This is a genomic window from Streptomyces djakartensis, assembly GCF_014651075.1.
Classification (GTDB): Bacteria; Actinomycetota; Actinomycetes; order Streptomycetales; family Streptomycetaceae; genus Streptomyces; species Streptomyces djakartensis.
Genome location: NZ_BMWE01000002.1, coordinates 298,803 through 317,610, shown reverse-complemented (window position 1 = coordinate 317,610; position 18,808 = coordinate 298,803). Strand labels below are relative to the sequence as shown.

13 protein-coding genes and 1 tRNA gene are annotated in these 18,808 nt (G+C 71.9%); 9 read left to right on the top strand and 5 right to left on the bottom strand.

Features of this window, described 5'->3' with window-relative positions; translation table 11 throughout:
• Positions 1–90: 90 nt before the first annotated feature.
• The 3 genes from IE212_RS04930 to IE212_RS04920 all read left to right on the top strand — a co-directional run bounded on the left by IE212_RS04930 (position 91) and on the right by IE212_RS04920 (position 1,578).
• On the top strand, positions 91–1,128 hold the full coding sequence (locus IE212_RS04930; RefSeq protein WP_190196440.1) for a LacI family DNA-binding transcriptional regulator: 1,038 nt from the start codon (positions 91–93) through the stop codon (positions 1,126–1,128).
• Positions 1,129–1,230: 102 nt separating this feature from the next.
• A complete protein-coding gene (locus IE212_RS04925; RefSeq protein ID WP_190196439.1) occupies positions 1,231–1,440 on the top strand; it encodes a hypothetical protein in 210 nt (69 codons plus the stop codon).
• Between the two features lie 64 nt (positions 1,441–1,504).
• A tRNA-Pro gene (locus IE212_RS04920) sits at positions 1,505–1,578 on the top strand.
• Between the two features lie 84 nt (positions 1,579–1,662).
• Here IE212_RS04920 and IE212_RS04915 read toward each other — a convergent pair.
• The 4 genes from IE212_RS04915 to IE212_RS04900 form a co-directional block, all read right to left on the bottom strand.
• Positions 1,663–2,451 (bottom strand): N-formylglutamate amidohydrolase, encoded by a 789-nt coding sequence (locus IE212_RS04915; protein ID WP_190196438.1) that lies wholly within the window; start codon positions 2,449–2,451, stop codon positions 1,663–1,665.
• A gap of 143 nt (positions 2,452–2,594) precedes the next feature.
• Positions 2,595–4,814: an NADP-dependent isocitrate dehydrogenase gene (locus IE212_RS04910; RefSeq protein ID WP_190196437.1), complete on the bottom strand. Its 2,220-nt coding sequence runs from the start codon at positions 4,812–4,814 to the stop codon at positions 2,595–2,597.
• 194 nt (positions 4,815–5,008) lie between these two features.
• Positions 5,009–6,106 carry a mechanosensitive ion channel family protein gene (locus IE212_RS04905; RefSeq protein WP_190196436.1) on the bottom strand — a complete coding sequence of 366 codons (1,098 nt, stop codon included), beginning with the start codon at positions 6,104–6,106 and terminating at the stop codon, positions 5,009–5,011.
• 249 nt (positions 6,107–6,355) lie between these two features.
• Positions 6,356–7,255, bottom strand: coding sequence for a lysylphosphatidylglycerol synthase transmembrane domain-containing protein (locus tag IE212_RS04900; RefSeq protein ID WP_190196615.1), 900 nt, complete (start codon positions 7,253–7,255; stop codon positions 6,356–6,358).
• A 322-nt stretch (positions 7,256–7,577) separates the two neighbouring features.
• Between IE212_RS04900 and IE212_RS04895 the strand changes: the two genes are divergently transcribed.
• The 3 genes from IE212_RS04895 (at position 7,578) to IE212_RS04885 (ending at position 10,499) form a co-directional block, all read left to right on the top strand.
• The gene (locus IE212_RS04895) at positions 7,578–9,458 is read left to right on the top strand and encodes an ABC transporter ATP-binding protein (RefSeq protein ID WP_190196614.1); all 1,881 of its coding nucleotides are present in this window, start codon (positions 7,578–7,580) and stop codon (positions 9,456–9,458) included.
• A gap of 86 nt (positions 9,459–9,544) precedes the next feature.
• Positions 9,545–10,051, top strand: coding sequence for a hypothetical protein (locus IE212_RS04890; protein ID WP_190196435.1), 507 nt, complete (start codon positions 9,545–9,547; stop codon positions 10,049–10,051).
• Positions 10,052–10,310: 259 nt separating this feature from the next.
• Entirely contained in the window at positions 10,311–10,499 is a 189-nt protein-coding gene (locus IE212_RS04885) for a hypothetical protein (RefSeq protein WP_190196434.1), read from the top strand.
• Positions 10,500–10,599: 100 nt separating this feature from the next.
• On the opposite strand, the gene lgoX is transcribed toward IE212_RS04885, so the two are convergent.
• Positions 10,600–12,612 (bottom strand): L-glutamate oxidase LgoX, encoded by a 2,013-nt coding sequence (lgoX, locus tag IE212_RS04880; protein WP_190196433.1) that lies wholly within the window; start codon positions 12,610–12,612, stop codon positions 10,600–10,602.
• A gap of 240 nt (positions 12,613–12,852) precedes the next feature.
• On the opposite strand from lgoX, the gene IE212_RS04875 reads away from it, so the two are divergent.
• The 3 genes from IE212_RS04875 to IE212_RS04865 all read left to right on the top strand — a co-directional run bounded on the left by IE212_RS04875 (position 12,853) and on the right by IE212_RS04865 (position 18,727).
• A complete protein-coding gene (locus tag IE212_RS04875; RefSeq protein WP_190196432.1) occupies positions 12,853–14,751 on the top strand; it encodes a CASTOR/POLLUX-related putative ion channel in 1,899 nt (632 codons plus the stop codon).
• Positions 14,752–14,987: 236 nt separating this feature from the next.
• Positions 14,988–15,572, top strand: a complete 585-nt coding sequence (locus tag IE212_RS04870) for a DinB family protein (RefSeq protein ID WP_190196431.1) — start codon at positions 14,988–14,990, stop codon at positions 15,570–15,572.
• A 239-nt stretch (positions 15,573–15,811) separates the two neighbouring features.
• Positions 15,812–18,727, top strand: coding sequence for an AfsR/SARP family transcriptional regulator (locus IE212_RS04865; RefSeq protein WP_190196430.1), 2,916 nt, complete (start codon positions 15,812–15,814; stop codon positions 18,725–18,727).
• Positions 18,728–18,808 lie beyond the last annotated feature (81 nt).

Sequence of the window (18,808 nt, the reverse complement as noted above, 5' to 3'; positions counted from 1 at the left end):
TTCCATGACCTGTCCAGCCCACCCTGAGCGGCGTTTCCGCCAGCTGTCAACCCTTTGACAAGCGCCTGGCCCGCATGGAACGGTCCACTCATGAGGCCGCCGACCATTCGTGACGTCGCCGAACGGGCCGGCGTCTCCAAGTCGCTGGTCTCCCTTGTGCTGCGTGGCTCCGGCCAGGTTCGCCCCGAGAAGCGGGAGGCCGTGCTGCGTGCCGCCCGGGAGCTCGGCTACCGGCCCAACGCCGCCGCCCGCAGCCTCAGCGAACAGCGCACCCTCCCCCAAGCTCTCGGCTCCGCTCGAGCAGGGGGGACCCCCATGGTCGGCGTCCTCCTCGACGACCTGCGCAACCCCTGGTTCGTGGACCTTCTCGATGGCCTGAACTCCCTGCTGCACGCGGGCGGCCTGCGCATGCTGCTGGCCGACGCCCGCCTCAGCCGCCGCACCGGCCAGGACCCGGCCGATCCGCTCCTGGACCTCGGCGTGGACGGCCTGGTCGTGGTCGGCACACTGCCCGAGCCGGCGGCCCTCGGCACGGTCGCGGACCGGATGCCCGTCGTCCTGGCGGGCACCCGCGAGCCGGTGCCGCCCGGGGTGGACCAGGTCGCGGGCGACGACGAGAGGGGCGCCCGGCTGGTCACCGAGCACCTCATCGGCCTCGGCCACCGCCGCATCGCCCACCTCGCGGGGTACGGGGCCGTCGGCGAACTTCGCCGCCGCAGCTTCGAGGCGGCCATGCGGGAACGCGGGCTGGCCGACCGGGCCGTCGTCGAGACCGGCGACATGACCGAGGAGGGGGGCTACCGGGCGGCCGTCCGTCTCCTCAGCCGGCCCGACCGCCCCACCGCCGTCTTCGCCGTCAACGACATCACCTGCGTCGGCGCCCTGTCGGCGGCCGGGGAACTGGGCCTGCGCGTCCCGCACGACGTGTCCGTCGTCGGCTACGACAACACGAGCATCTCCCGCCTGCGTCACCTGTGGCTCACCACGGTGGACAACGCCGGACACGAGGTCGGGCGCCGGGCCGCCCGCTTCCTCCTGGACCGGTTCGAGCGGGCCGGGGGAGAGGGCCGGCTGCACCTGGCGGCGCCGACGCTGGAGATCCGGGGCACGACGGCACCGCCCTCCTGACTCCGTCCGTCTCAACCCGTTTGCCCAGGTAGGGAGTTACCGGCAACGTCGCGTATTGTTTGCGGCATATGCCCGGACGTCGACCCGAAGGGGGACGAGGACGTGGAGGACGTGGACGGGACTCGGCGCCGGCGGGGTGCCGGACTGACCGGAAGTGCCGTCACGGCGCTGCTGGCCGTCGCGGCCGGTGCCGGTCATGCGGCCACGGCGGAGATCCCCTGGTGGGCCGTGCTCGCCGTCGCCGTCTCGACAGCAGGCCTCGCCGGCCGGACCGGAGCGGGGATCGGCCGCCGCCGGGGGCCGCGGGGCTGAGCCCGCCCCCCCATGCGGTAGGGTTGACCTGCGTGATCAAGCGGTTCACCCGCGCGAGACGCATCGGGACGTGGCGCAGCTTGGTAGCGCACTTGACTGGGGGTCAAGGGGTCGCAGGTTCAAATCCTGTCGTCCCGACTTGTGAGGCAGCAGGTCGAAGGCCGCACCGGAGAACTCCGGTGCGGCCTCTCCGTTTCACGGCCGGGACCCGCCGCTGCCGAGTCAGCGGGACACGGCGTCCACGAGGCCGGCCAGCGCGGCGGCGAGCCGCTCCAGGCCGGGTCCGGCGGGGCCGCCCGGCTCGGTCATGTACGTGTCCCGGCGGATCTCCACCATGAGCGCCTCGACCCGCGGGTCGCTCCCGTAGAACTCCAGCGGTACGTAGGCCCCGCTGAACGGGCTGTCGAGCTCCGTCTCCCCGAACGCCGTCCGCGCGGCCTCCAGCAGCCCGTCACTGGTGTGGAAGGGGTCGGTGCCGAGACACACCGGCGGCCGGGGCCCCTCCCCGTGCAGCTCGTACGGCAGCCGCGCGCTGGGATACGAGTGCACGTCGATGACGACCGCCCGCCCGGTGGCCGCCAGACGCTCCCGCACGGCCTGTGTCATCGCCCTCGCGTACGGCAGGAAGTACCGCTCGACGAGCGGCCCGGCCTCGACGTGCCCGGGCCGCAGCACCTCGCCGTGCGTGGTGTGCGTGTACACCGCGCCCATGCCGACGGCCCGCATCTCCTCCCGCTCGTCGGGGAACCGCTCGGGATCGACCACCAGCCGCGACAGCCGGTTGACGAACCGCCACGGCGTGACGCCGGCCAGGCCCGCCGCCACCTCGGCGATCCGAGCCGTGTGCGCGTCGGTGATGTGGTCCAGCTCCCGGGCGAGTTCCTCGTCGTCCAGGACGATGTCCGCCCGTACGGACGGCGGGATCTCCCGCGCCGCGTGCGGCACGTGCAGGATCACCGGGGAGCGCCCGGCGCCGGGCAGGACGCCGAAGGAGTGCGGGGCGTCGGTCATGCGGCGGCTCCACGGGACGTGATCAAGGGGCGCCCTCGGGGCCCCGGCCGGTTTGGAGACGACCCCGCCCCGACCGGACACTATGCCGGTCGGGGCGGGTTCGCATGCCCTCGGGCGGGTCGACCGCCCCGGGGCCGACGGCGTCAGCTCAGGGACGCCAGGGCGCCGTTCCACGTCGCGGACGGGCGCATGACCTCCGCGGCCTTCGCCGGGTCGGGCTGGTAGTAGCCGCCGATGTCGGTCGGCTTGCCCTGCGCGGCGATCAGCTCGTCGACGATCTTCTGCTCGTTGGCGGCGAGCGTCTCGGCGAGCGGCGCGAAGGCCTTCGCCAGCTCCGCGTCGTCGGTCTGCCGGGCCAGTTCCTGCGCCCAGTACAGGGACAGGTAGAAGTGGCTGCCGCGGTTGTCGATGCCGCCGACGCGCCGGGTCGGGGACTTGTCCTCGTTGAGGAAGGTCGCCGTGGCCCGGTCGAGGGTGTCGGCCAGGACCTGGGCGCGGGCGTTGCCCGTGACCTTGGCGTACTGCTCGAAGGACGGCACCAGGGCGAAGAACTCACCGAGGGAGTCCCAGCGCAGGTAGTTCTCCTTGACCAGCTGCTGCACGTGCTTCGGCGCCGAGCCGCCCGCGCCCGTCTCGAACAGGCCGCCGCCCGCCATCAGCGGCACGACCGACAGCATCTTGGCGCTGGTGCCCAGCTCCAGGATCGGGAACAGGTCGGTCAGGTAGTCGCGCAGCACGTTGCCGGTGACCGAGATGGTGTTCTCGCCCCGGCGGATGCGCTCCACCGACAGCTTGGTCGCCTCGACGGGGGACAGGATCCGGATGTCCAGGCCCTCGGTGTCGTGCTCCGTCAGGTACTGCTCGACCTTGGCGATCAGGTTGGCGTCGTGCGCGCGGGTCTCGTCCAGCCAGAACACGGCCGGGTCGCCGGTGGCACGGGCCCGGGTGACGGCCAGCTTCACCCAGTCCCTGATCGGGGCGTCCTTGGTCTGGCAGGCGCGGAAGATGTCACCGGCCGAGACGGTCTGCTCGATGAGCGCGGTGCCGCCCGCGTCGACCAGGCGGACCGTGCCCGTGGTGGCGATCTCGAACGTCTTGTCGTGGCTGCCGTACTCCTCGGCCTTCTGCGCCATGAGGCCGACGTTCGGCACCGAGCCCATGGTGGAGGGGTCGAAGGCGCCGTTGGCCTTGCAGTCCTCGATCACGGCCTGGTAGACGCCCGCGTAGGAGGAGTCCGGGATGACCGCGAGGGCGTCGTGCTCCTGCCCGTCCGGGCCCCACATGTGGCCGGAGGTGCGGATCATGGCCGGCATGGAGGCGTCGATGATGACGTCCGACGGCACGTGCAGGTTCGTGATGCCCTTGTCGGAGTCGACCATCGCCAGCTCCGGGCCCTCGGCGAGCTCGGCGTCGAAGGAGGCCTTGATCTCGGCGCCCTCGGGCAGCGAGTCCAGGCCCTTCCAGATGCCGCCCAGACCGTCGTTCGGGGTCAGGCCGGCCGCGGCGAGCTTGTCGCCGTACTGCGCGAACGTCTTCGGGAAGAAGGCGCGCACCACGTGGCCGAAGACGATCGGGTCGGACACCTTCATCATGGTGGCCTTCAGGTGCACCGAGAACAGCACGCCCTCGGCCTTGGCCTTGGCGACCTGAGCGGTGAGGAACTCGCGCAGCGCGGCGACGCGCATCACCGAGGCGTCGACGACCTCGCCCTTCTGCACGGGTACCGACTCACGCAGCACGGTGGTGGTGCCGTCGTCGCCGACCAGCTCGATGCGCAGCGCGCCGTCCTCGGCGATCACCACGGACTTCTCGGTGGAGCGGAAGTCGTTCTGGCCCATGGTCGCCACGTCCGTCTTGGACTCGGAGGTCCAGGCGCCCATGCGGTGCGGGTGGGACTTGGCGTAGTTCTTCACCGAGGCGGGGGCGCGGCGGTCCGAGTTGCCCTCACGCAGGACCGGGTTCACGGCGGAGCCCTTGACCTTGTCGTAGCGGGCGCGGATCTCGCGCTCCTCGTCGGTCTTCGGGTCGTCCGGGTAGTCCGGCAGCGCGTAGCCCTGGCCCTGGAGCTCGGCGATCGCGGCCTTGAGCTGCGGGATGGACGCCGAGATGTTCGGCAGCTTGATGATGTTGGCGGCGGGCGTCTTGGCCAGCTCGCCGAGCTCCGCGAGGGCGTCCGGGATGCGCTGGTCCTCGGTCAGGTACTCCGGGAACAGGGCGATGATGCGCCCGGCCAGCGAGATGTCGCGGGTCTCGACGGCGACACCCGCCTGCGAGGCGTACGCCTGGACCACCGGCAGGAAGGAATACGTTGCCAGGGCCGGGGCCTCGTCAGTGTGCGTATAGATGATGGTCGAGTCAGTCACCGGGTGCTCCGCTCCGCGTCTGCAACATTGCTCGACATCAAGATATCTCCTGATCGACCTCGTCTCGACAGGGGTCCGCGACCGGTTTCGGTGACATCCGACCTGCCGTGACCGGGTGACCACGGGGCGTCGCCGACGGCCGCCCGCCCAGATGGTCCGGATCATGGTCGGCGACGCGCTGAACCCGTGAGGCCTCAGTCGAACCGGGCGGTGGTCATCTCTCCCGCTTCGATCCCGCCGGTCCGCTGCTGCGGGATGACGGCCGCGCCCTGCTGGAGCGCCACCGTCCGGGTCGGGGCGGGGATGCGGATGCCCTCGGCGCGGTAGCGCTTGTGCAGGCGTTTGATGAACTCGTGCTTGATCCGGTACTGGTCGCTGAACTCGCCGACGCCGAGGATGACGGTGAAGCCGATGCGGGAGTCGCCGAAGGTGTGGAACCGGATGATCGGCTCGTGGTCCGGCACGGCGCCCTCGACCTCGGCCATCGTCTCGGCGATGACCTCGTTGGTCACCCGCTCCACGTGCTCCAGGTCGCTGTCGTAGGCGACACCGACCTGGACCAGGATGGTCAGCCGCTCCTCGGGGCGCATGAAGTTGGTCATGTTCGCCTTGGCGAGCTGACCGTTGGGGATCACGACGAGGTTGTTGGACAGGTTGCGGATCGTCGTCTGCCGCCAGTTGATGTCCTCGACGTAGCCCTCCTCGTTGCTGCTGAGCCGGATGTAGTCGCCGGGCTGAACCGTCTTCGAGGCGAGGATGTGGATGCCCGCGAACAGGTTGGCCAGCGTGTCCTGAAGCGCCAGCGCCACCGCCAGACCGCCGACGCCCAGAGCGGTGAGCAGCGGGGCTATGGAGATCCCCAGCGTCTGGAGCACCACCAGGAAACCGATCGCCAGGACCAGGATCCGGGTGATGTTGACGAAGATCGTGGCCGATCCGGCGACACCGGAACGGGACTGGGTGAACGTGCGCACCAGGCCGGTCACCACCCGTGCCACCGACACCGTCGCCACGAAGATGAGCAGCACCGTCAGCGCCTGGTTGGTGTGGTGCTGCACCGTCCGGGTCAGCGGCAGCACCGCCGCCGCGCCCGCCACGCCGCCCACGACCGCGGCCCACGGCACCACGGCCCGCAGCGCGTGCACGATGACGTCGTCCCCCGTCCAGCGGGTGCGGTCGGCGTGCCGGCCCAGCCAGCGCAGCAGCATGCTCAGCGCGAAGGCCGCCAGCAAGCCCGACGCCAGGGCGATACCGGCGAAGACGAAGTCGTCCACGGTGAGCGCGCGGTTCACCGGTCGCCTCCCGGGAGAAGTGCTGCGGCGAACTCTGTCGCCGACGGCCGGATGTGAAGTGTCGTCACGTCGTCACCTGCTCGGTTTCCGGGATGTCCGTATCGCGCCCGACCGCCCTGACCTGCGATGGGCACGGTCGTTCATCCTGCCGCATCCCGAGCGCGGTTTCGTACCGGAGACCGGGGCGAGCGGAGGGTGAGTTGCTGCACATGACGCGCCGTCAGCGCTCCGGCGCACAGATCTCGCCGCTCAGATCACCTTCAGCCGGACGAGCGCCCCCAGCGTCAGCGCCCCCGGCAGCAGCGGCAGCCAGACGGTGATGACCCGGAAGGCCATCACCACGGCCGTGGCCACCGCGGCCGGGCCGCCCGCCGCCACCAGTGCCACGACCAGTGCCGCCTCCACCGAGCCGATCCCGCCCGGGGTGGGCACCAGCGCGACGGCGACCGTCGCCGCCAGGTAGGCCACCGCCATGTGCGCGGGCGGCACCGGCAGCCCCAGCGCCTGCCCCACCAGGACCAGTACGGAGGCCTGCAGCGCCGGGAAGGTGAGCGAGCCGCCCCACAGGGCCAGGGCGCGGGCCGGCCGGGTGTGCACCGAGCGCGCCTCGCCGAGTGCCGTCCGCAGGAAGGACACCAGGGCGGAGCGCACCCGTGGGACGAGGGCCAGTACCGCCACCGCGACGACGAGCACCGCGCCGGCACCGGCCAGCAGCGGGCCGAACGCCCCCTCGGGCAGCAGCGTGCCGAGCCGCAGCGCGTCCGGGAACGCGATGAGCAGGGCGCCGAGCAGGGCGACCCGGCCCACGCTCTCCGCCAGCAGGTACAGCGCGAGGGCGGCCGAGGAGCGGGCCAGGGGCAACCCGCACACCGTCATGAACCGCAGGTTCACCGCGCTCGCGCCCAGCCCCGTCGGCAGCAGGTGGTTGGCCGCGCCCGCGGCGAACTGCGTTGCCAGCAGCCGCCGTCCGGGCAGGCGTTCGACGACCGCGCCCTGGCGGGTGCAGGCGGCGGCGACCCAGGTCAGACAGGTCGTGCCGGCAGCCGCCAGCAGCCACGGCCACTCGGCGGTGGCCAGATGCGTGAAGCCCTCGGCGAGTACCGACCGGTGGCGCACCGCGACCACGGTGACGAGCAGCAGCGGAAGCAGACACAGGATCTGACGCAGGCGGCGGACCGGGAGGCGACGGGTGAGTCGTCGCGGGCGGAGTTCGGGGAGTTGTACCGCTGTCACATCCGCAGAGGCTTCCCACGCCCCGCCAACGGCGGGTTGCGGGAGCGGGGACGGCGCCTTACGCGCGGACAGCGGCTGTGAGGAGAGCGTCATCGGGGCCTTTGGGGGACGGAGAGAGGGGGAGCGGGGAGAAGGGGGCCGGAGAGGGGGATCGGGCTGATTGTGCGGTATGCCGGGGGCGATACGCGAGCGCCTTGACCTCAAGGTTGCTTGAGGTTCTACCTTCACTGCCATGAGCATGGAGACCACAGCGTGGACACAGCTGCACAGCGTCATGAACGCCGAGCAGGAGCGCCGCCCCTTCGCCTTCGCCACCCTGCGCCGCATCGGTGCGTTCGCCCGACCGCACCGGCGCCGCATCGCCCTCTTCGTCCTGCTCGGCGTGGGCACCGCCCTGCTCGCCGTGGCGACGCCCGTCCTGGCCGGACGGGTCGTGAACGTGATCGTCTCGGCCGGGGACGAGGGCACCGTCGTACGTCTGGCCCTGCTCATCGCGCTGATCGCGGTGGCGGAGGCGGCGCTCGGCATCCTCGGCCGGAGGCTGTCCGCGACGCTCGGGGAACACCTCATCCTCGACCTGCGGACCGCCGTGTTCGACCATGTGCAGCGCATGCCGGTCGCGTTCTTCACACGCACTCGTACGGGCGCCCTCGTCTCCCGTCTCAACAACGACGTCATCGGCGCCCAGCGCGCGTTCAGCAACACCCTGTCCGGAGTGGTCAGCAACCTCGTCACGCTGCTGCTCACGCTCGCCGTGATGCTCACGCTGTCCTGGCAGATCACCCTGCTGGCGCTGGTGCTGCTGCCGGTGTTCGTGATCCCGGCCCGGCGCATGGGCAGCAGGATGGCCCGTATGCAGCGGGAGGCGGCGACGCTGAACGCGGCGATGGGCACCCGCATGACCGAGCGCTTCTCCGCACCCGGCGCCACCCTGGTCAAGCTCTTCGGGCGCCCGGAGGAGGAGTCGGCGCAGTTCGCGGAGCGGGCCCGCCGGGTCGCGGACATCGGCGTCCGGACGGCGACGGCCCAGGCGGCCTTCATCACCGCCCTCACCCTGGTTTCCGCCCTGGCCCTGGCGCTGGTCTACGGCCTGGGCGGTTACCTCGCCCTGAGCGGCACCCTGGACCCCGGCGCGGTGGTGGCGCTGGCACTGCTCCTGACCCGGCTGTACGCACCCCTGACCGCGCTGGCCGGCGCCCGTGTCGAGGTGATGAGCGCCCTGGTCAGCTTCGAGCGGGTCTTCGAGGTCCTCGACCTCCGGCCGCTCATCGAGGAGAAACCGGACGCCCGCCCGGTACCCGAGGGGCCCGTGGCGATCGAGTTCGACGACGTCCGCTTCGCCTACCCTGCCGCGGACAAGGTCTCCCTGGCCTCCCTGGAGGAGGTCGCCTCCCTGGACAGGCGCGGCGGCGACGAGGTCCTGCACGGCATCTCCTTCCGCGCCGAGCCGGGCCAGACCGTGGCTCTCGTCGGCTCCTCCGGCGCCGGCAAGTCGACCGTCGCGCAACTGCTGCCGCGCCTCTACGACGCCGACGAGGGCGCGGTACGCGTCGGCGGGATCGACGTCCGCGACCTGAGCGCGCGGTCACTGAGGGAAACCCTCGGCATGGTCACCCAGGACGGGCACCTCTTCCACGACACCGTCCGCGCCAACCTCCTCCTGGCCCGCCCCACGGCCACGGAGACCGACCTGTGGGACGCCCTGCGCCGCGCCCGGCTCGACGACCTCGTACGGTCCCTGCCCGACGGCCTCGACACCGTGGTCGGCGAACGCGGCTACCGCCTCTCCGGCGGTGAACGCCAGCGCATGACCATCGCCCGGCTGCTGCTGGCCCGGCAGCGCGTCGTCATCCTCGACGAGGCCACCGCACATCTCGACAACACCTCCGAGGCCGCCGTCCAGGAAGCACTCACCGAAGCCCTCGAAGGCAGGACCGCCATCGTGATCGCCCACCGGCTCTCCACCGTCCGGGCGGCCGACCAGATCCTGGTCGTCGAGGCCGGCCGGATCGTCGAACGCGGTACGCACGAGGAACTGCTGGCGGCGGGGGAGCGGTACGCGGAGTTGTACCGGACCCAGTTCGGCGGGGCGGCGAGTCCGGCGGCGGAAAGGGTGTGAACGGCTCCGGGCACCCGTACGTACCCCTTCGTGAGTACTCCTGCCCTGCCCGCCAGGGCAGGGCAGCCCGCACTCGGAGAGGCGACGTGTCCCAGCAGCAACCGCACGCACGATCCACCGACCGGAACCCGTCGTGTACCCACCGGCTGCGCGCCGCGGCGCTGGCCGGCGCCCTGGCCGTGCTCCCCCTGGTCGCCGCCTGCGGCGGTGGTGACGACGCGAAGCCGGCCGGCAGCGGCAGGACGGCGACGCCGGGCACGTCCGCCGCTCCCGCCGCCGGAGTCGTCGCGCCGGCGAAGGTGGAGGTGATCGCCGGCCTGGCCGGATGCAAGGTGAAGATCCGCACCGAGGCGGACGAACTGCGCGAGGGCGTCTGCCACACCGAGAAGGGCGACTTCCTCATCACCACCTTCCCGGAGGAGAAACTCAAGGAGACCTGGCTGGAGTCGGCCAGCGTGTACGGGGGCAAGTACCTCGTCGGCATGCGCTGGGTGGTCAGCGCCAAACCGGAGATGCTCGAGCCGCTCCGCGCGAAACTCGGCGGCATCGTCCGCCAGTTGCAGGGCATCGGCCCCACCGCGAACGCCTCCTGACGTCACGCGCGGCCGCCGCGTGCCGCGTACCTCTGGATTTCCTCAAGGGGAGATTGAAGGCGCCACGCCCGGGGGCATGGTCCGGGCACCTGGTGCGCTCGCCCCGGGGAAAGGGGGACGTGATCGTGATCGCTTTGGTCGTGGTGTTGGTCGTGGTGGCCGCCGCACTGGGCGTGGCCGTGCTGTGTGCCGTGCTCGTGCGCCGGGCGTGGCGGCGTGCCTGGGACGATCTGGGGCGGCAGGCCCACGGGTACGGGGCGTGGCCGGCACGCAGTGGTCCGGGTGCGGCATCGGCGACAGGAAGTACGGGCACCTTCTCCGGCGATTCGTCCTGGTATGCCGCGAGCGATGCCTGCGACAGCTCGCCGTCCGGCTCTTCCTGCGGCGGTTCCGCCTCCTGCTCCGGCGGCAGTTCGTCGTCCTGCGGCAGTTCCTCTTCCTGCGGTAGTTCGTCGTCGTGCGGTAGTTCGTCGTCCTGCGGCAGTTCCTGCTGACTGACGTGGGGGGCCGGGCGGCCCCCCACCTCGTGGCTCGAAGAACCTCGCGGCTCACGCGGTGTGGATCTCCAACGCGGCCCGCACGGCGGACTCCACGGCTCCCTCGATCCACGCCGGCTTGACGGACGTGTGGTCCCCGGCGAAGTGCAACGGCCCTTCACGCACGGGGATGGCGGGCAGCAACTCCGTGTGCTGCCCCGGCAGGAGCACGGACGCCTCCCCATAGGCGTAGGGGTCGCGCAGCCAGCTCTGGGTGCGGCCCGCGCCGGTGTAGAAGACCTCGATGCGCTGGCCGTAGACCTGCTGGAGGCCGCACAGGGCGTGCGGATACCGCGCCTCGTCGTCCAGGGAGTCCCAGCGCAGCGCGTCGTCCGCCCAGCTGTAGGACGCCAGCACCACACCTCCCGCACTGCCCGCGACCGGGTGGGACGGGTGGAACATGAACCGGTTGGCGTTGTCCGACACCGAGCCGCCGCCCACGACGTCCACCGCTTCCGGCTGGTCGCGCACGATCGCGCGGTTGGCGGCGTAGTGGGTGCGCTGACCCGCCGTGATGTGCCCGTCCGGCACGGAGGGGTGGGCGCCGAGCAGGCTGCCGTCCGCGGCGGCGCGCCCGGTGCGGTAGGCGTCGTACAGGCCCGGTTCGACGGCGTTCAGCTCGCGCTTCCAGTCGGCCTCGCCGAACTCCCACCAGCGACGGCTGAACTCCAGCAGCACCTTGGTCGCGCTGTCGTAGTGCAGCTCGCTGACCGCGCGGCGCTTGCCGTACGACAGGGGCGGGGCGATCTGCACGTGGCGCAGGCCGGAGAAGGGAACCGTGACCACGGCGACGTCGGCCGTGAACTGCTCGCGTACGACGGGCCCGTCGCGGCCCTCGGACACGGTGTCCACCCACACGTGCGGGCCCTTGCCCCGGACGTGCGTGGTGTCCGGCGAAGGACGGTCCGGGTGGTGGTACTGGATGCGCGTGACACGGCGGTCGAAGCGCACGTCCTCCCGCACCCGTTCCAGGAGGGCGTCCGGCAGTACGGCGGTGCCGCCCTCGAGCTCGTAGAAGGGCGTGTCGGGGCTGATGAGGGAGGAGCCGATGAAGCTGTGGATGAAGGACAGCGGGAGGCGTGAGGTGAGGTTCTCCAGGGTGCCGATCAGGTCGATGGTCCGCTCGTCGAAGCCGGCGTGCTCGGTCAGGAAGCGGTACATCGACCAGTCACCGAACCGCTGCACCACCCGGGCCCAGCCCCGCAGCCGCTCCGGGAGCGGCTTGCCGACCCGCTTGCCGTCGCGGCCCACGTAGCTGAACTCGTCACGCACCGGGTCCAGCACGGAGCGCAGGATGGCGGCCGCGGGGGTGTCCCAGTGGGCCTTCGGCACGCCGAACGACCGGTTCACGCGCCGGGGTGCGCGGGCGTACTCGTCGCGTCGTACGCGGATGCCGTTGACGTGGATCCAGGTGCGGCCCGCGGGACGCCCCTCGTTGTCGACGTCGACGTAGTGGAAGCGCCGTTTCTCCAGGCCGAACTGGTCGATCAGCTCCATCACCAGGGGGTGGCTGCCCGGGATGCGCATCGCGCCCGCCTCGGCGTACTGGCGGGGATCGGCGAAGGGCTGCTCGGCGCGTTCGTGACCGCCGCTGCGGAAGGTCTTGATGCGTCCGCCCGCGCGGTTGCCGTTGGCCTCCAGCACCGTCACCCGGTGCCCCGCCTTCTTCAGCAGCCAGGCGGCGACGAGACCGGCCGGACCGGCGCCGATCACCAGCACGTTCCTGGGGCGGGCCCGTCGCCCGGTCGGCAGGCCCTTCCGCAGGACACGCTCGTAGCGCGGAACCAGGGGGCGGTCGTCGGAGTCCAGTACGAGGAGGGCACGGGCGACGGCGAGGCACCGGTCGAAGTCGGCGCCGCGGCCCTTGCCCGCCGCAGTCGGTGCGGCCGGTGCCGCCGGTGCGGGCAGAGCCGCGGCGACACCGCCGGTGAGGGCCGTCGCCGCCGTGGCCGCGCCGGCCGCCGCCGCGAAGCCTCTCCGGGAGAAACCGCCGTCCGAGCGCGCCACCGAGTGATCTTCAGTCATGGCGGTCTTTGTACTGGCGGTCGTGACCGGGCGTCCGCCCTTCGCTCCGGCGTTGACTCGAAGGAGCGAAGACGGTGACAAACCCTGACGTCACAGCGGGTCCGCCGCAGGGGAGCGATCGGGAAACCCGAAGGGATGAAGGCCGAGGCAAACCCCGCCGGCCGCCGCGACCGATCCTCCACACTGCCCCTTGCGTGTCCACATCCGTGCTCTCCGAGTGCGGGCGACGGAGGGGGAAGGGTGGTGCAGCGGCGCACTCCGTTCGGTGACAAGGCCCGTTACTGGTTCGACAGCACGCTGGCCCGCGGCTCCTCCGCTCTCGTCGGCTGGATGGCACTGGTGTGCCTGGCCATCGTCGTCCCGGCCAGCGCGGTGCTGGTGTGGACCGACCCCGAGGCGCCGGCGCCCCTCACGGGCCGGCTGGCGCAGGTATGGCGCCTCACCGGGGAGACACTGCGGCTGGGCGGCGCGACGGGCGCGCCGCTGCGCGTGACGATGTCGGTGCTGCTCGCCCTGGTCGCCCTGCTGTACGTCTCCACGCTCGTCGGGTTGATCACGACGGCGCTGACGGAGCGGCTCACCGCCTTGCGGCGAGGCCGTTCCACCGTGCTCGAACAAGGGCACGCGGTGGTCCTGGGGTGGTCGGAGCAGGTCTTCACGGTGGTGAGCGAGCTGGTGGCCGCGGGCGCCAACCAGCGGCGGACGGCGGTGGCCGTGCTGTCCGACCGGGACAAGACCGCCATGGAGGAGGCCCTGAACACGAAGGTGGGCCCCGTCGGCCGCACGCGGCTGATCTGCCGCAGCGGCCCCACCACCGACCCGGCCGTGCTCACCCTCACCAGCCCGGCCACGGCCGGTGTCGTGCTGGTCCTGCCCCGCGACGAGCCGGACGCCGACGCCGAGGTGGTCAAGACGCTGCTGGCGCTGAGGGCGGCCCTGGCCGCGGAGACATCCCGGCCGCCCGTCGTCGCCGCCGTCCGGGACGACCGTTACCGCCTGGCCGCCTCGCTGGCCGCCGGACCGGGCGGCGTCATCCTGGAGAGCGACACCGTCACCGCCCGGCTGATCGTCCAGGCCGCGCGCCGCCCCGGGCTCTCCCTGGTCCACCAGGAACTCCTCGACTTCGCCGGCGACGAGTTCTACCTCGTCACCGCGCCGGACCTGGCCGGCCGGCCGTTCGGCGACGCCCTGCTGTCCTACCCGACGTCGAGCGTCGTCGGGTTGATGCGCGCGGAGACCCCTCTGCTCAACCCGCCGCCGCAGACGACCGTAGCCCCGGACGACCTGCTCATCGTCATCTCCCGCGACGACGACACGGCCTGGCCGGCCGACTGCGCGGAGCTGGTCGACAAGTCGGCGATCGCGTCCGGCCCTTCCGCGCCCGCTCGGCCGGAGCGGGTTCTCCTGCTGGGCTGGAACCGCCGGGCACCGCTCATAGTCGACCAGTTGTGCCGCCGCGCCCGTCCCGGATCAGCCGTCGACGTGGTGGCGCACGACGGTGAGGTGACCGTCCGGCAGGTGAGCGAGGCCGACGCGCGCAGCGGCAGCGACCTGACCTTGACCATGCACCACGGAGACGTCACCCGCCCCGAGACCCTGCGACGCCTGGACGTGCACTCCTACGACAGTGTGATCGTGCTCGGCCAGGACCCCGCTCCGGGGGAGCGGCCGGACGACCCGGACAACCGCACCCTCGTCACCCTGCTGCTGCTCCGTCAGCTGGAGGAGGCCACCGGCCGCGAACTGCCCGTCGTCACCGAGCTGATCGACGACCGCAACCGGGCGCTGGCCCCGATCAGCCCCGGAGCCGACGTGATCATCAGTGGCAAGCTCATCGGCCTGCTCATGGCACAGATCTCGCAGAACCGGCATCTGGCCGCGGTGTTCGAGGAACTGTTCTCCGCCGACGGCACCGGCGTGCGCATGCGGCCGGCCACCGACTACGTCCTGCCAGGCCGTGAGACGTCCTTCGCCACGGTCGTGGCCGCGGCACGGGATCGCGGCGAATGCGCCATCGGTTACCGAAGCCGCGACAGCGCCCCGACGACTCCCGGCCCCGGCGTGCGGATCAATCCGCCCAAGAGCGAGCGGCGCCGCTGGACGGCCGGGGACGAGGTCGTCGTCGTCAGCGCGGACTGACGCTCTTCCATCGTGGCTTGGGCTGTTGTCCGACGGACACACCCTAGGGGTGGCCTTCTGCGGGCTGCGGTTCGAACGTGAAATACGCACTCAGGCAGTGGGGCTCGTCCTCGCCGAAGGACACCGTGCGGCGAGGAAGGTTGCTTCAGATCCTGCTCAGTCAGCGCTCCGCCAGTCGTTGCGGACCACATACGGGATCTTGAGACCACGAGCAGCCGATGGCAGGCTCATGCCGCATGATCGATGACTTCGCGAAGGACAACCTGCACGGGAGACTGCGGCGGGACCGCAGGGCGCTGCTCTGGAAACTCGACGGCTTGTCCGAATACGACGCCCGCCGGCCTCTGACAGCGACCGGGACCAACCTTCTCGGTCTGGTCAAACATGTGGCCACCGTCGAGGCCAGGTACTTCGGCGAGGTCTTCGACCGCCCTTCCCCGGAACCGCTGCCCCGGTGGCAGGACCACGACGGCAGCGATCTGTGGGCGACCGAGGACGAGACCCGCGACCAGATCATCGGGTTCTACCGGCGCACGTGGGAACACTCGGACGCGACGATCAGTGAGCTTCCCCTCGACGCCCCCGGACATGTGCCGTGGTGGCCGGAGCCCTATGCGGACACGAACCTGTTCGCCGTCATGGTCCATGTCCTCGGCGAGGCCATCCGGCATGCCGGGCACGCCGATATCCTGCGCGAGGGCCTCGACGGCCGGACCGGGGTGCGCGCCGAGAACGAGAAGCAGGTCGACGAGGAAGCCCGTGCGGCCTACTGCGCGAAGATCGAGCAGGCCGCCAGGTCGGCCGCACCGATCAAGGCTTGAGGCCGGCCGGTGGAGCGACGCCCGTCGCCGCTCCGCCGTCGCAGCCGCCTTCTTGGTGCCATCCGTCTTCTGCCTGGCCCGGCAACCGACGACCAGCGTGCTGCCACCCTCCTGGTCCGACGAGTTGACCACCGGCCGGCCGCGCGCCGAACTCGCCCCTCTGCTGCCGGCCCGCGCCTGTCCCTACCCGTCCGACGACGCCCGTTACGCGGTCCGGCCCGGAACCTATACTCCCCAGCGTGCCATCCAACGGGGAGTTGTCGCCGCACGACAGTCCGCTCCGGTTCGCCATGCTCGGTCCGCTCCGGGCCTGGAGCGGCGACATGCGGCTCGACCTCGGTCCGGTGCGCCAACAGGCCTTGCTGACGGCGCTGCTGCTGCGGCCGGGCACCACCGTCAGCCGGCAGCAGCTGCTCGATGGTGTATGGGGCCCGGAGCCGCCGGGCACCGGTGCCAAGGTCATCCCGGTCTATGTGCACCAGCTGCGCCGGCGTCTCGACCCGGAATCAGCAAATGCCTCCAGGTCCGTCATCGTGACCGACCGGGGTGGCTACCGCTTCGACGCGCGAGGCGTCCGGACGGACGTGGCCCGACTGCGGGACATCGTCGAAGAGGCCCACAGCGCCCGGGATTCCGGTGATCTGGCCGCCGCGGTGAGTGCGTGGTCCGCCGCTTTGAACCTGTTCCACGGTGAACCCCTGTCAGCGCTCCCCGGGCCGTTCGCCGAGGCGGAGCGTCTACGGCTGTCGGAGTACAGGCTCGTGCTGGTGCGGGACAAGGTGGAGTGCCAGCTTCGGCTGGGCCGGCAGGCCGAGGTCGTCGCGGAGCTCTTCGCTCTGTCCGCGACGCACCCCCACAACGAGTCTGTGGCCGCCCTGTTGATGCGCGCCCTCTACGCCGCCAACCGGCAAGCCGACGCGCTGTCCGTCTTCACCAAGACGCGCCGCCGTCTGGTGGAGGAACAGGGAGCGGAGCCGGGCGGTGAACTGCGTCGGGTGCACGAAGCAGTGCTACGCGCTGATGAAGCTCTCCTCGTCGGCGCACCCCCGCCGGCAAGCCGATCGACGGACCGGCGGCCGCCGGCCGCGTGCCCCCTTCGGCGCCTGCGGGACGAACTACCGGTCGACGTCAGCGGGTTCACCGGGCGCAGCCCCGAGCTGGACGCGCTCCTCGCGCCGGTGGACGAGCAGGCGGTGACAGTCCGTGCGGTGGACGGCATGGCCGGAGTCGGCAAGACCGCGCTCGTGGTGCGCGCCGCGCGGGCGCTACGCGACCGTTTCCCGGACGGCTGCCTGTTCGTGGACCTGGGCGGTCACCGGCAGGGACGGGAACCGGCTGTGCCGGAGCGCGTGCTGCGCCGATTGCTGCGGGCGGTCGGCGGCCTCACGGAAGGCGACGACGATCCTTCGGGGGACGTCGAGGGCCTGGCGGCGTCCTGGAGAGCGGCTACCGCCTTCCTCCGGCTCATGGTGGTGGTCGATGACGCACGCGCCGCGCAACAGGTTCGTCCACTGCTGCCCGCCGGTCCGGGCAGTCTCGTGCTGGTGACCAGCCGCCGGCGGCTGACCGGGCTCGACGTCGATCGCAGGATTTCGCTGGCCCCGCTGGAGACGGACGAGGCGGAGGCCTTGCTGACCGGTGCCGTCGGCGGCACCGGGTCCGGTCCGGAGCGTGCCGCGGTGCATGAACTGGCCCGCCTGTGCGACCGGCTGCCGCTGGCTCTGCGGGTCGTCGGGGCCCGGATGCAGAGCCGCCCGCTGTGGGCGCTGGAGCGCATGGTGGTCCGGCTGGCCGACGACGAGCACCGTCTCGCGGAACTCGCGGTCGAGGACCGCAGTGTGGAGGCGGCCTTCCAGATCTCCTACGATCAGCTTCCCGACGCGCAGCGCCGGGCGTTTCGCGTACTGGGCCTCTCGCCCACCGTGAGTTTCGATCGGCTGACCATGGCCGCCCTGCTCGGCGTCACCCCGTCCGCCGCCGAGCGCGCCCTGGACAGCCTGGTCGAGGCGAGCCTCGTCCAGGAGGCCGTCACGGGACGCTACCGCCTGCACGACCTGGTCGCGGTCTACGCCCGGCGCGTCGCCGCCGCGCACACAGCAGAGGCCGCCGCGGCGCGGGCCGGGGTCTTCCGGCTCTACGTGGCAGCCGCCCGCCGTGCGAGCGACTGGGGCCCCGTCGCGTTCCCCACCGGTCCGAGGGCCGACACGGCGCCCTTCGCCCACGGGGAGGAGGCGACGGCATGGCTGGACGCGGCGGGCGGTGAACTGGTCGACGTGGTCGCCCAGGCGGCGGCCGTGGGCCACGTGGACGACGCCGGCCGGCTCGCCGAGGCATTGTGCGACTACTTCACCCGGCAGGGCCGGTACCACGAGTGCCGGGCCGCCGTGGAGATCGTGCTGCCGCTCACGGAGCAGCTCACCGACCAGCGCCTGGTCTCCCAACTGCGCACCTGCATGGGCATAGCGTACGGGCTGCAGGGACACCACGGGCAGGCGCGCCGCTGGCTGGGCGAGGCGCTGCGGATCAGCCGCCGCGCCGGAGATGTCCTCGAGCAGGCACGGGCTCTGGGTTCCCTCGGCATTTTCGCGAACGCCGCGGGGCAGCCGGCCGAGGCCGCCACGCTCCTGGACGAGTCCGCCGACCTGTCCCGGGGGGTGGAGGACGACTGGCTCGCCGTGATGTACCTGGCCAATGTGGGCGCCGTCCACCATCAGGTGGGAGAGAAGGACAAGGCGCTGGAGTGCTACACGGCAGCGGTCGGTCTCGCCGAGAGGATCGGCAGGCCCCGGATCCTGAGCAAGACGCTCTTCCGTCTGGGTACGCTCCAGCTGGACCGCGGGCACCACGTGCCGGCCGCCGACGCGCTGACCAGGGCAGCCCGACTCGCCGAGCGGGTAGGGGACACCCCCCTCTTCGCCGCGGTCCTCGGCAGACTCGCCGCCGCGGAGGAGTGCCTGGGCAACCCGGCCGGAGCGGCCCGCCTCCACGCCGAGGCACGCGCGGCGGTCGGCGGACGGACCGGCGCCGGGCTGAAGGCCGAGATCCGTAACCGCCTGGGCTGGCCCCAGGCCGCGGCGGAGGACCTCCTCCAGGCACGCGACCGGTTCGAACGGGCCGTCGCCCGCCCCCGCACGGCATCCGGTGAACTCGCGTAAGCCCGCATACCTCACAAACGGCTGTTCCTCATCTCCCTGCCGCACCGCTGCCTCCGCGTCCGGCCGATGAACCGGGATTTC